Raw genomic sequence first — 11515 nt, 5'->3', positions numbered from 1 at the left:
ATTGCCTAAGACCTTCAGGCGCAATGCATACCACTGCGTTCATGTGAAGCCAGCCCCTCTCCCTGCGCTCATCGCTCCGGCCGGGGCTTGAGGGGCGGACGTCTTCCTGGTTCGCGCCAGCGGCTGTAAAGCTCCTGCCACTATCGATGGCCGTGATGACCTTCTACTGGTCCAGCCCAGGGTCCCGGCTGTGCGGCAGGCGCGTGGGCGGCGCTGGTCGCGACCGGCCGAAGAGCCGCAGCGCGGCCAGCGGCCGCCGCAGGCGCGGCAGGCCGCCGCAGGCGGGCTGCCCTTGAAACCGTGGAGAAAGTCCTCATCCAGTCGATGATCACGGCTTTGGCCTGCGGCTTTGCCGGAGCGTCGTTCATGCTCGGGTCTAGCTCCATGTCAGGGCGTCTCGGGTCTCAACCGACGTGCGGGCCGGCTCCTTGGAGGTAGTGGTGGATGCGCATTCGCATTGACCGGTCCATCAGGTAGCTCTCGACGTCCTCCTGTCCTACCCATCGGACCTCGCGGGACTCTGAGCTCGGGGTCGGTTCACCCTCGGTGGGGCGTGCTGTGAGCACGATGGAGAACTCTTGCCGCGCTTCCCCGTTGCTGGTGTAGAAGACGACGTGTTTGGGATCGCTGTATGCCGACGATCCTGATGATCTGGCAGGTGATCCCGGTTTCTTCCATCGTCTCGCGTATGCCTGCGGAGGGGATGGACTCGCCGAGGTCGATGGCGCCGCCGGGAAGGGCCCAGTTGTCGTTGTCACTGCGGCGGATCAGGAGTAGGGCGCCGGCCTCGTTGGTGACGGCCACGTTGACCGAAGGAACGAGGCTGTTCGGCAAGGGTGCGTCTGGGGCGTCGTAGTAGTCGATCCGGCGGCTCATGCCCCGGGAGACTACTCCGCCAATGTGCCGGGACTTAGCTCTTCGTGGATTCAGCTTCGCCGGGTGGGCTGACGAAGCTGCCGAGGTTCGGCACGGTGTAGATCAGCCCTTCGTCGCGCAGCTGGCGGATCGCCTTGCGGATGGTGTCGCGGGCAACGCCGAACTCCTGGACGAGGCGGACTTCCGAGACGAGGTACTTTGGCGGGTATTCGCCGCTGCTGATGCGTCCGCGGAGGACGTCGGCGACCTGCTGCCAGCGGGGGCGATCCGGCTCGAATTCGATCACGAGGCCCAAGCGTAGAAAGGGGACTTCAAGGGTCGTCACTCGCCTATAGGGATCTATCGATATCCCTCGGTATCCCTAGGGGTAGACAGGCTCCTAGAGCAACTTCTACGCTTGTGACATGGCAACCAAGAGTCACTGCCTTGTAGCGCTTCGCGCGCGCTTCCCCGGCTGGTCCTTCTTCCAGAGTGACGCAGGCGCCTTCTATGGGAGCCGGAGCGGCGTACGGCTCAGCGACAAAGAGGTTGACGCTGGGATGCAGCAGACGGTGAGCGCGGATGACCTGGAGACCTTCGTCAGGCTGCTTCTCGCGCAGGCGCAGTTGGGGGCCGAGGTATGACCGTACCGTCGTGGCGCTTCGACCATCACAGCCATCACTTGGCAGTTCCTCAGGAGGATGTGCTTCAAGTGGCCTGGCAAGACGTTGTGCGGCGATGCGATCGGATCAGGGTCCATGAGCACACGTGCACCTGCATGCCTCCGATGTACGAGTTGTGCGCGGCCGGCGGGTTGTCGTTCATCCGACGCTTGTCATCGGACGGCCGCCCGCGCGTCGTTCAGACCGAATGGATGTCTGCTCGGGCTGCTCGGCGGCTATGGATGCAGATCCTCACCGGCTACGCGCGTTGATCCATCGGCGCCACTTCGCGGCCGTAGTAGGCGCTTGCGATTTGCTGCGCTATCTCTTCCGGCGCGATCAGGTCGGTTCGGTGCCGGTGATGGAACGTGATCTCACCATGGGTGTGCAGGTCGGCGAATGCCTCGTCCCATGCTGCCAAGCGCTGTGGTGTGTCGATGTCGAGGCGCTGTCGCGAGCGTTCCTCGCAGACCGCCCGCGGTACCCACAGCAGGACGACCAGCCAGGCTGTTGCCTCGGTCAGTCGGCGGATGTCGGCGATGGTGCCCAGATGGACGATCGGTACCTGGCCGGACGAGACCAGTTCGTCGATCTGGTGGCGGTCGATGGCGTACGTGTTGCCGTATCGAGGCGTCTCCAGGAGGAGGCGGCCGGCGGCTCGCAGCCTGGCCAGCTCCTCGACGGTGACGAAGTCGTACTCTGTGCCGCGCTGGTTGCCGGCCTTGAGCTTGCGCACCAGGGTGAACCGCGGGTCGAGTCGGCTGAGGGCGGCGGTGATGGTGCTCTTGCCGCTGGCGGGTGGCCCGTACAGGACGATGCCCCTCATATGAGGATCCGCTTCAACGTCTCGCGGGTCTGGTCGGCAAGGCTGATGGCGGCGCCGAGGCGGTTGTCGACGGTGATGTGCGCGGTGGGCGGGCTGGTCTCGGAGTTGAGGCCGCTGACGTATGTCTGCCAGTTGGCGAGCTTCCAGGTGTCTCGGGGCGCGCCGCGGAACTCGATGTACTCGCGCATGGAGTCGGCGTCGCAGCGCACCCAGACCACGGCCACGTCGATGCCCCTGGCCGCGCATCGGTTGGTGAGGCGGGAGATCCAGTCGGGGGATTGGAGTTCGGCAATGAACGGTGCCGCGAGGATGGCCGAAGTGCCGACCTTGAGGTTGTCGAACGCGGTCTCCATCAGGCACCGGTACTCCAGCGGGCGGACCTCGCTCAGGTACAGCTCGGTGTGCCGGTCGTGGGGGTCGCCGCCAAGGGAGATCAGAAGGCGCTCGACCATAGGGCGGGTCAGGGAGTCCTTGTCCAGGAAGGCCCAGCCGGTGATGTCGGACAGGAAGCGGGAGAACTCTGTCTTGCCGGATCCGGCGTAGCCGCCGACGAGGGTGAGGATGGGCTTGGGGCTGCCTTGGCCGTGGCGGCGTCGCCAGGCGTCCACGACTCGGTTGAGGAGGGCGTTCTGCTCACCGTTGGTGGGAGCGCCCGAGACTTTGACGAGGGCCTGTTCGATCACCTCGGCGGCGGCGTTGTCCACGGCGGGGTCGGTGGGCTGGGGCAAATCCGAGATGGAATTTTCCACTTCGGATATTTCGCCGGGAAGCGGCAGCCGGAAACCCAGTGTGGGTTCGTTTGCCTGGTATAGGAGGCAATAGGCTCGTCGGTAGTGAGGCCCGGGGTATACCGATCCCTGTTCGTGTGCCCAGAGTGTCTGGAAATTCGCGGCCGGCGCGGTGAGTCCGTGCCGTGCGGCGACCTGGCGTAGCTGGTCACCTGCGGCTTCGAGGGTGAGTCCGTGTGCTTCGCGGTACTGGCGCAGCAGCAGAGGTTGCCATCCGGGGCGGTGAATTGTCTTCATCGCATCCTTTTGCGCGCTTGGAGGGGCGGGCGTGTGTAAGCGCATGTGTAACCGCCGTGCAGGCAGCAATGCAGAAGCTTAGCTAACGCTCCGTGATACTCAACAGCGGCGATACGCGATGAACTAACGGCATCCCACAGGGGATTACGAACCACCAGAAAAGGGGTGCCGAGAGTGACCGCAAACGAGCAAATTCTGGCCGAACTTCAGGCCATTCGGGCGGAGATGGAAGAGTTGGCCTGTCGGGTCAGCGAGATCGCTTCCGCTCTTGGAACACGGCCTTCTCCAGGTCGGCGATCCGCTCGCCGAGAGTCGCCAGAGTGCTCCGCATCTGAGAGAGCTGGTCCATGACGTCCGATGGGGCCGGCTCTTGGAGCGATTCCGCCGCGCCCTCCCGTACGAACACGCCCTTGCCCTGCTGGCCGACGATCAGCCCCTCGGTGCGGAGCACGCTGATCGCGGCCTTGACCACGCTGGCGGACACGTCGTAGCGCTGGCCGAGCCGGGCGGTCGAGGGCAACGCAGCGCCGGGCGCGAGTGAGCCCGTTCTGATCTGCGTACGAAGGTCGTCCGCTATCTGGAGGTAGCCGGGGCGACCGCTCTTCTCGACCATTCCGCGCCTTCCGTGAGGTCGTCTGGCCTCTACTTCAGCACACCCCGCACGACATGCCAACCAAGTCTTCGTGGAATCCCTTGACAACTTAGAACGCCAAGTGTTCCATGAATACTAAGAGTCACAACGGCACTACGTAAGGAACTCACGCCATGCGCACCGTCCCCATCCCTGTGGACACCAGCAAGCTCGCGATCACCTGCGTGAAGGCGCCGCGCCCGCGGCTGCTCAACAAGGACACCGGCGAGATCAAGACCGACAAGAACGGCAACACCGTCTACGAGGTGACCGTGTCGGTAGAGGACGAGTTCGGCCGGATCGAGCTCGTGAAGATCGGTATCAGCGGTGAACCGCCTATCAAGGCCGGCGACGCCGTCAACGCGGTCGGCCTTCTCGGTTACGTCTGGGAGATCGCCGGCCGTTGGGGGATCGCCTACCGGGCCGCCGCCCTGCTCCCGCAGCAGGAGGCCGCCAGTGTCTGATCAGCTCTACACCCTGCTCGGAGTCCTGGCCGCTGTCGCGGCCGGGCTCTGGGCCTGGCGCCGCTGGCACCACCCGTCGTTCTGGCTCGTCGTCGGCTATCCGCTGACCGCGATCAGCATTCGGGCGTCCTGGCGCAAGGTCGCCCTCGGCTGCGGTCTGACCAAGAAGCGGCAGCGGTTCTGGTTCACCACGGTTCCGGGCATGGTGGCCTCGACCGGGGTCGTCCGCGTCCGGCGCAAGTTCCAGCGCGTCGCCGTGGACACCAAGCCGTTCATGTGGCTGCCGCTGCCGACCCGTTACGGCTGGCGGGTCACGTTGCACACCCTTGAAGGCCAGATCCCGGCCGACTACTCCGACGCCGCCGAACGGCTGGCGCACTCCTGGGGCGTGCACGCCGTGCGCGTCTCCTCTGACAAGCCTGGCCGGGTACGGATCGCCGTCACCCTGCGCGACCCGCTGGTCCAGGTTGATGACCTGCCACCCTCGACGGAGCTGCTCAAGGTCACCGTCGGTCGGCTGGAGACCGGTAAGCCCTGGACCGTCGACTTCCGGACGGTCCCGCACTGGCTTAACGCCGGCGCCACCCAGTCCGGCAAGTCCAACCTGGCCAACGCGCTCATCGTCGGCCTGGCCCCGCAACCCGTCGCCCTGGTCGGTTTCGATCTCAAGGGCGGAGTCGAGTTCACGCCGTACGCGCCGCGGTTGTCCGCGCTGGCCACGAGCCGCGCCGAGTGCGGGGGACTGCTCGATGACCTGGTGGAGCTCATGACCGACCGGATGGGCTTGTGCCGGATGGCCTCGGCCCGCAACATCTGGCAGCTCCCGCCGGGCATGCGTCCGGTCCCGGTCGTGGTCCTGGTCGACGAGTTGGCCGAGCTCTACCTGATGGCAGACAAGTCGGAGAAGGACGAGATCGCCAGAACCTCGACCGCGCTGCTTCGGGTGGCGCAGCTCGGTAGGGCGTTCGGCATCTATCTGTTCTGCTGCGGTCAGCGCATCGGCTCTGACCTCGGTCCCGGTGTCACCGCCCTTCGGGCTCAGTGCTCCGGCCGGATCTGCCACCGGGTGAACGATCCCGAGACCGCCACCATGACCCTCGGCGATCTCGACCCGGCGGCGCTCGACTCGGCTCGCGCCATCGCCGCCGAGACGCCGGGTGTCGCCATCGTCGCCGGTCAGGACGGCCAGTGGTACCGGGCCCGGTCCTTCTACGTCAGCGAGCAAGCCGCCGAACACGCCGCCCGTACTTACGCCGACAGAGCGCCGACGTGGGCGGAGGTCATGGCCGCACAACCTCACCAGACACCCGACTCCCAGACCGCCTGACTCGCCGGAGAGGAGGAACAAGATGCGACGCTTCGCCGCCTGGCTGCTCGACACCGGCCCCGTCGTCGTCCTGGCCCTCATCGCCGGAGCTGGATCCTTCACCCACATCCGTGACACCGCCACCGAGAACGGCCAGCAGGGCTGGATGGCGTGGGCCATCGCGGTCTGTGTCGATCTGACTTGCGTCATGGCTGCCCGGGAACGCCAGCGCGACAAGAAGACGGGCAAGGCTCGGCGCGGTCCCGTCTCCTGGCCCGTCCTCGTCCTGTCCGGCGGAGTTGTTCTGTCCCTGGCCGCGAACCTGCAACAAGCCGCCCCGACGGTCTGGGGCTGGATCACCGCAGCCACTCCGGCCGGCGCCTTCCTCGTCGCGGTCTCCATGCTCGAACGCCGCGCCACCACTGCCCGAACCGAACCGTCCCAGGACGTCCTACAGCCGTCCTCGTCTTGGGCAGAAGCGTCCCCGTCCGTCCCCGAGACGTCCCAAGCCGTCTCGTACGAGGACCGTCCCGCGCTCGTCCCCGCTGACGACGACGGTCCCGCTCCCGCACCAGCCCTGGTCGACTACGCCCGCCGCGTGGCCGTCGAACACCAGACCAAGCACGGCAAGCCCATCACCTGCGACCTGCTGCGCGCCCGCCTGGGCGTGTCCGACCAACTCGCCTCAACCTTGCTCCGCGCCCTGCGAGACCACACCAGAGATCCCTTGAGAGGAACGTCATGCGCGACCACCGCCGAGAACTGATCAACGGCCTGCTCAACCTGGCCATCTTCCTGGAGACCCACCCCGACGTACCGGCCCCGCCCGACCCGACCCTCCACTACTTCTCCGCCCACGAAGCCGACGAGGACATGCGCGCCGAGATCGACCAGATCGCCGCCCGGATCGGCTCGCCCATCGAATTCGACAACTCGCCGTACGGCCACTACGCGACCTCCGTGCACTTCGGGCCGGTCGAATACCGGGCCGTGGCCATCCTCGCCGCTGCCCAAGCCCGCCACGACGCGGTGAACAGCTACCGCGACTCCATCCAGCACGACGAGACCTAGGAGCTCACCAACATGCGTATCCGCCTCGAAGGTAACCGCGCGGAGATCACCCTCGGTCTGATCCACCTGCGTGAGGTCTTCACGGTCACCGCGATGTCACGGGCGTACCCAGACCGCGCCCACCCGCGCAAGTACCGCGTGTACGTCCGCATCGTCCCTCGGGACAACCGGTGACCATCCCGATCCCGCGCTACTGCTGCTGCACCTGCAACGGCACTGGCATCACCGACGACCAGACCTGCGCCGACTGCCACGGCAGCGGCATCGATAACCACGGCGCATAACGCGCAGCGCCCCCCGCCTGGCCACACATCCGCCAAGATCCGCGCCAGGCCGGGGGCCATCCACACCAGCGTCACTGGATAGGACGGAACCCATCTTGCCCCACCTTGCGCGCTCTCACGCGGTAGCCGGGATGATCGACCGGCTCCACCAACCCGACTACGACCGCTGGGCCTGCCAGATCAAGCGCACCGGCGGCTGCCGACAGCCCATTCACCTGCGTGGCAAGGTCGAGCACTACGACCAGGCCACCGGCCAACTGCTCCACCGCTACAGCACCAACCGCGAACCGAACGGTGTCCTGCGTGTCCCATGCAAGACCCGCCGCGCCTCCCGCTGCCCGGCCTGCGCCGAGGTCTACCGCGCCGACACTTATCAACTCGTCCGCGCCGGCCTCGTCGGCGGCAAGGGCGTTCCCGAGACGGTCAGCTCGCACCCGTGCCTGTTCGTCACCCTCACCGCGCCCTCCTTCGGGGCGGTCCACGTGCGGCGGGAGAAGAACGGCAAGGTCCTGCCCTGCCACGCCCGCCGCAACGCCCAGACCTGCCCGCATGGACAGCTCATGTCCTGCACCGACCGGCACCACGCCGCCGATTCGCGTCTCGGGGAACCGCTGTGCCCCGACTGCTACGACTACGACGGCTCGGTCCTGTTCAACGCCATCAGCCCTGAGCTCTGGCGCCGCTTCACCCTCGCCCTGCGCCGCCGCTTCGCCCGCCTCAACGGCCTGACCGTCAAAGCCCTGCGCGAACAGGTGACCATCGCCTTCGCCAAGGTCGCCGAATACCAGCGCCGCGGTGTCGTCCACTTCCATGCCGTCATCCGCCTGGATGGACCCGACGGCCCCAACTCGCCACCGCCGGCCTGGGCCACCGCCGACGCCCTGGCCGACGCCGCCCAGCACTCGGCGGCCGTCGTGACCGCCGAGATCAAGCCGCTGGGCCGAACGTTCCGCTGGGGCACTCAGCTCGACGTCCGCCGCATCACCATGAACGGCGACCTCACCGAACAGGCCGTTGCTGCCTACATCGCCAAGTACGCCACCAAGGCCGCCGAGTGCGTCGGCACTCTGGACCGGCGTATCCAGCCCCTCGACAATCTCGACGCCCTCCCCGTTCGAGACCACGCCCGCCGGTTGATCGCCGCCTGCATGCGCCTTGGCGAGAACGCCGACCTGGCCGACCTGCGGCTCACTCACTGGGCCCACATGCTCGGCTTCCGCGGCCACTTCTCCACCAAGAGCCGCCACTACTCCACCACCCTTGGCGAACTCCGCGCCGCCCGCGAAGAACACATGCGCACAGAAGAGATCAGCCTCGGGCGGCTGCCGCTCTTCGACGAGGACACCATCCTCGTCGTCACCCACTGGGAGTACGCCGGACAAGGACTCTCCCTCGGAGATCAACTCCTTGCGGCTGCACTCACCGGCACACCACTCGCAACGCAGTTGGTGACCGCCGATGAGTAGGCGCGACGAACTGCTGACCGTCCCGCAGGTTCTCGCCGAACTGGGCGGCGTCTCCCGGCGCACCTTCTACCGCTGGCGCGAGCTCGGCCGCGCGCCGGTCTGCATCCAACTGCCCAACCTCGAACTCCGCATCTGGCGGAGCGACCTCACAGCCTGGCTCGACTCGCGACGGGGGGCCGTATGAACACCACTTACGACGTGAAGCTCGGCGAAATTCAGCACCGTACGGACCGTGAGACTCCTACGTTCATCGCCCGCTGGCGGGTCGCGGGCAAGCCCAAGTCCAAGAGCTTCAGGACCAAGGGCCTGGCCAACGCATTCGTCTCTGACCTGCGCCAGGCTGCCAAGGCGGGGGAGGAGTTCGACATCGCCACCGGCCTGCCGGTGTCGATGCTCGCCGCCGGGTCCTCCGGGCCGTCCTTCCTGGAGTTCGCTCAGGCGTACGTTCTCCGGCGCTGGAACACCTCAGCGGCCCGGACCCGTGAGACGGACGCGTATGCACTCCTAACTCTGATTCCGGCCCTGGTGACCGACACACCTCGCCGTCCCGCCGCAGAAGAACTGCGGGAGGTCCTCAGGATCCACGGACTGCTTCCAGAGGGCAGACGTGCAGCCCTAACGACGGCCCAAGCAGCAGCATTGGCCTGGCTGCAGAGGGCATCACTCCCGCTCTCGGCACTGGGAGAGGCACACGTTCTGCGTACGGCCCTCGACGCCATCTCGGTCACCTTCGCCGGCACTCCAGCGGGGGCGAACACGGTACGGCGCAAGCGTGCCATCCTGCATCACCTGCTGGAACATGCAGTCGAGCAGAAGGTGTTCAACACCAATCCGCTGGACGAGATTAAATGGACGGCGCCGAGGGCCGTCACGGTCATCGACCCTCGTACGGTGGTCAATCCCGCCCAAGCACGGCAACTTCTCAACGCCCTGCCCAAGGTGGGCCGCAAGCGAGGCGCTCGACTACAAGCCCTGTTCGCCTGCATCTATTACGCCGCTCTCCGGCCAGAGGAGGCGGCCGACCTCCGGCTGAAGAACTGCACGCTGCCTGAAACGGGCTGGGGCCTGATCATCCTGGAGAAGGCCCGTCCCCAAGGCACGAAACGCTGGACCAACTCCGGCGAGACCCACGAGTCCCGCAGCCTGAAGCACCGCGCGGACAAGGAGACACGAGAGATCCCCATTCCGCCCACCCTGGTCAGCTTGCTCCGCGACCACGTCGCCGAGTACGGCACGGCCAAGGACGGCAGGATCTTCAGCACGGCCACAGGCGGCACCTACTCCAGTTCGGCACATTCCTACGTCTGGCAAGAAGCCCGCAAACTGGCCCTCACCCCGGAACAGGCCTCCTCCTCACTGGCAGCACGACCGTACGACCTCCGCCACGCCGCGGTCTCCCTCTGGCTGAACGCCGGCGTCCCGGCCCCCGAAGTAGCCAAACGAGCCGGCCACAGCGTCGATGTGCTCCTGCGGGTCTACGCCAAATGCATCGACGGCCAACAAGAGCAGATCAACAACAAAATCAACAACGCCCTCGACACATAACTAACCCTTGTCCCGTTCGGCCCCGGATCTGCCGGGGCCCTTTTGTTTCACGCTGCTCGCCATGCCGCGTCGTTCCCACAGAATCCCATCACGCTGCGCCACCCTGTCATGCACGCGCAGCGAGAGGAGGACCATGCACACCGACCCCGACCACCCCGCGCTGCTCTCCGCAGAGCCCGCCTCGCCGTGGCAACCGCCGTACGGCCGGTCGCTTCGAGACCTTCCCCGGCTCCTCGACACGTCCGACTCCCTTGACTGGCGAACGTATTCACCCCCTGCCTCGCCCAAACGATCAGGTCTGCGAAGGCGGGGTCGCTTGATCCGTTCGGTGCTGATCGCCGGCCTCTTGGCCTGTGGCAGCTTCAGCCTCTGGTCGAGTGCATGGGGCAATGACAACGCGTCGCCTCGAACGACGGCTACCTCGCTGCAGACAGCTCGCCTAAGTCCTGCCGAACACCCAATCATGCTCACTCCGCCAGCGACGCATACGCCTGCTCCCCATGCGCCGTCGCCTTTGGCGGTCCCGCGGACAGTTCGTAAGCAGTCGAAGGACAAGGCGGAGCCGACGGGGGAGTATCACCCATCACGGGACTCGGCTGTGGCACGTCGGCACCATGATGTCGTTCCTCGAACGCCGTATGCGACGACTTCGACGCCTCCTCGTCGTCCAGGAAGGGGCAGGCCCGTGGTTCCCGAGCACCGCGACAGGACGAGCTCGGCTCCCTGGATCGCCGCGAAATGCGACGAGCTTTTTCCTCCTTCCCGATCAGAGTTCCTCATCCGTAATCGAGCGTGTCACTTTCTCTACGGGTAGTGAAGTCGTCAAGGTGTCTGAGCAAGGAGGAGGGGCCGGAGTTGCCGAGCGAACTCGATGACGTCCGCTTGGTGATCTCGGCCTGGCGCGCCCCGATAAAGCGTGACGGAGAGTAGTTTGGTGCCATGCGATGCCCATGCTGACACGTAGGCCCCCAACGGCTCGCCGTCCTTACCTTTGATCGCCGCGCTATATCCAGGGCCGACCCCGGCTGGCAGGGTGACACCTTTGTCGGTGACTCTTCGACGTTCGAGGCCTTCCTGTGAAAAGGCTAGGTCGTCGTGCAGTTCGATCTCCAGCCGCTTCGGTGCTTTAGCGTTGCCCGATTCGGATACGACGCAGTACTGGAAGTGAGTTGGGGAATTGGTGCCGCTGGCGTAGAAGTCGGTCAAACCTGTTGCTCGAGTAATGGCTTGGCTGGAGAGCAGGCCGCATTCGCCAGGCGATGCGGTAACTGAACCTAGAGGTGTTTTGTCCTGTGTCAGGGCAGATGGTAAACAAGCTGTCGTCCCGGCTACCAAAATGATCAGTAGTAGTGCTGAGGAACGAGCTCTCATTAGTCCGCC

Annotated in this window: 14 protein-coding genes and 1 pseudogene; 9 read left to right on the top strand and 6 right to left on the bottom strand. The window is 65.9% G+C overall.

Going from position 1 to position 11515, the window contains the following annotated elements:
• Positions 1-404: 404 nt before the first annotated feature.
• Positions 405-876: pseudogene (locus ABZ815_RS10730) on the bottom strand (NUDIX domain-containing protein).
• A gap of 34 nt (positions 877-910) precedes the next feature.
• Positions 911-1162 carry a winged helix-turn-helix domain-containing protein gene (locus ABZ815_RS10725; protein ID WP_357696295.1) on the bottom strand — a complete coding sequence of 84 codons (252 nt, stop codon included), beginning with the start codon at positions 1160-1162 and terminating at the stop codon, positions 911-913.
• A gap of 118 nt (positions 1163-1280) precedes the next feature.
• On the opposite strand from ABZ815_RS10725, the gene ABZ815_RS10720 reads away from it, so the two are divergent.
• On the top strand, positions 1281-1499 hold the full coding sequence (locus tag ABZ815_RS10720) for a hypothetical protein (protein WP_357696293.1): 219 nt from the start codon (positions 1281-1283) through the stop codon (positions 1497-1499).
• 277 nt (positions 1500-1776) lie between these two features.
• Here the strand turns inward: ABZ815_RS10720 and ABZ815_RS10715 are convergent, their stop codons facing one another.
• From ABZ815_RS10715 to ABZ815_RS10705, 3 genes are all read right to left on the bottom strand, one after another.
• A complete protein-coding gene (locus ABZ815_RS10715) occupies positions 1777-2343 on the bottom strand; it encodes a guanylate kinase (protein ID WP_357696291.1) in 567 nt (188 codons plus the stop codon).
• On the bottom strand, positions 2340-3368 hold the full coding sequence (locus ABZ815_RS10710) for an AAA family ATPase (RefSeq protein ID WP_357696289.1): 1029 nt from the start codon (positions 3366-3368) through the stop codon (positions 2340-2342). Before ABZ815_RS10710 ends, ABZ815_RS10715 begins: the two co-directional genes overlap by 4 nt.
• A gap of 247 nt (positions 3369-3615) precedes the next feature.
• Positions 3616-3981 carry a winged helix-turn-helix domain-containing protein gene (locus tag ABZ815_RS10705; RefSeq protein WP_357696288.1) on the bottom strand — a complete coding sequence of 122 codons (366 nt, stop codon included), beginning with the start codon at positions 3979-3981 and terminating at the stop codon, positions 3616-3618.
• 152 nt (positions 3982-4133) lie between these two features.
• On the opposite strand from ABZ815_RS10705, the gene ABZ815_RS10700 reads away from it, so the two are divergent.
• From ABZ815_RS10700 to ABZ815_RS10665, 8 genes are all read left to right on the top strand, one after another.
• Positions 4134-4463 carry a hypothetical protein gene (locus tag ABZ815_RS10700; protein WP_357696286.1) on the top strand — a complete coding sequence of 110 codons (330 nt, stop codon included), beginning with the start codon at positions 4134-4136 and terminating at the stop codon, positions 4461-4463.
• On the top strand, positions 4456-5790 hold the full coding sequence (locus tag ABZ815_RS10695; RefSeq protein ID WP_357696285.1) for an FtsK/SpoIIIE domain-containing protein: 1335 nt from the start codon (positions 4456-4458) through the stop codon (positions 5788-5790). Before ABZ815_RS10700 ends, ABZ815_RS10695 begins: the two co-directional genes overlap by 8 nt.
• A 22-nt stretch (positions 5791-5812) precedes the next feature.
• Positions 5813-6535, top strand: coding sequence for a DUF2637 domain-containing protein (locus ABZ815_RS10690; RefSeq protein WP_357696283.1), 723 nt, complete (start codon positions 5813-5815; stop codon positions 6533-6535).
• Positions 6511-6840: a hypothetical protein gene (locus ABZ815_RS10685; protein WP_357696281.1), complete on the top strand. Its 330-nt coding sequence runs from the start codon at positions 6511-6513 to the stop codon at positions 6838-6840. The genes ABZ815_RS10690 and ABZ815_RS10685 overlap by 25 nt, the downstream gene beginning before the upstream one ends.
• 12 nt (positions 6841-6852) lie before the next feature.
• The gene (locus ABZ815_RS10680; RefSeq protein WP_357696279.1) at positions 6853-7014 is read left to right on the top strand and encodes a hypothetical protein; all 162 of its coding nucleotides are present in this window, start codon (positions 6853-6855) and stop codon (positions 7012-7014) included.
• Positions 7015-7255: 241 nt separating this feature from the next.
• Positions 7256-8590 carry a replication initiator gene (locus ABZ815_RS10675; RefSeq protein WP_357696277.1) on the top strand — a complete coding sequence of 445 codons (1335 nt, stop codon included), beginning with the start codon at positions 7256-7258 and terminating at the stop codon, positions 8588-8590.
• A complete protein-coding gene (locus ABZ815_RS10670; RefSeq protein ID WP_357696275.1) occupies positions 8583-8774 on the top strand; it encodes a helix-turn-helix domain-containing protein in 192 nt (63 codons plus the stop codon). Before ABZ815_RS10675 ends, ABZ815_RS10670 begins: the two co-directional genes overlap by 8 nt.
• Positions 8771-10135: a tyrosine-type recombinase/integrase gene (locus ABZ815_RS10665; RefSeq protein WP_357696273.1), complete on the top strand. Its 1365-nt coding sequence runs from the start codon at positions 8771-8773 to the stop codon at positions 10133-10135. Before ABZ815_RS10670 ends, ABZ815_RS10665 begins: the two co-directional genes overlap by 4 nt.
• Positions 10136-10957: 822 nt before the next feature.
• On the opposite strand, the gene ABZ815_RS10660 is transcribed toward ABZ815_RS10665, so the two are convergent.
• Positions 10958-11506: a hypothetical protein gene (locus ABZ815_RS10660; protein ID WP_357696271.1), complete on the bottom strand. Its 549-nt coding sequence runs from the start codon at positions 11504-11506 to the stop codon at positions 10958-10960.
• Positions 11507-11515 lie beyond the last annotated feature (9 nt).

The sequence above is a fragment of the Nonomuraea sp. NPDC047529 genome, assembly GCF_040642995.1.
GTDB lineage: Bacteria > Actinomycetota > Actinomycetes > Streptosporangiales > Streptosporangiaceae > Nonomuraea.
This window is presented reverse-complemented; position numbering and strand designations above follow the sequence as displayed.

Bases quoted from the DNA above. Each gene is read 5' to 3' on its own strand.
- ABZ815_RS10720 (WP_357696293.1), top strand. From the start codon at position 1,281: ATGGCAACCAAGAGTCACTGCCTTGTAGCGCTTCGCGCGCGCTTCCCC.
- ABZ815_RS10715 (WP_357696291.1), bottom strand. From the start codon at position 2,343: ATGAGGGGCATCGTCCTGTACGGGCCACCCGCCAGCGGCAAGAGCACC.
- ABZ815_RS10710 (WP_357696289.1), bottom strand. From the start codon at position 3,368: ATGAAGACAATTCACCGCCCCGGATGGCAACCTCTGCTGCTGCGCCAG.
- ABZ815_RS10705 (WP_357696288.1), bottom strand. From the start codon at position 3,981: ATGGTCGAGAAGAGCGGTCGCCCCGGCTACCTCCAGATAGCGGACGAC.
- ABZ815_RS10700 (WP_357696286.1), top strand. From the start codon at position 4,134: ATGCGCACCGTCCCCATCCCTGTGGACACCAGCAAGCTCGCGATCACC.
- ABZ815_RS10690 (WP_357696283.1), top strand. From the start codon at position 5,813: ATGCGACGCTTCGCCGCCTGGCTGCTCGACACCGGCCCCGTCGTCGTC.
- ABZ815_RS10685 (WP_357696281.1), top strand. From the start codon at position 6,511: ATGCGCGACCACCGCCGAGAACTGATCAACGGCCTGCTCAACCTGGCC.
- ABZ815_RS10680 (WP_357696279.1), top strand. From the start codon at position 6,853: ATGCGTATCCGCCTCGAAGGTAACCGCGCGGAGATCACCCTCGGTCTG.
- ABZ815_RS10675 (WP_357696277.1), top strand. From the start codon at position 7,256: ATGATCGACCGGCTCCACCAACCCGACTACGACCGCTGGGCCTGCCAG.
- ABZ815_RS10670 (WP_357696275.1), top strand. From the start codon at position 8,583: ATGAGTAGGCGCGACGAACTGCTGACCGTCCCGCAGGTTCTCGCCGAA.
- ABZ815_RS10665 (WP_357696273.1), top strand. From the start codon at position 8,771: ATGAACACCACTTACGACGTGAAGCTCGGCGAAATTCAGCACCGTACG.
- ABZ815_RS10660 (WP_357696271.1), bottom strand. From the start codon at position 11,506: ATGAGAGCTCGTTCCTCAGCACTACTACTGATCATTTTGGTAGCCGGG.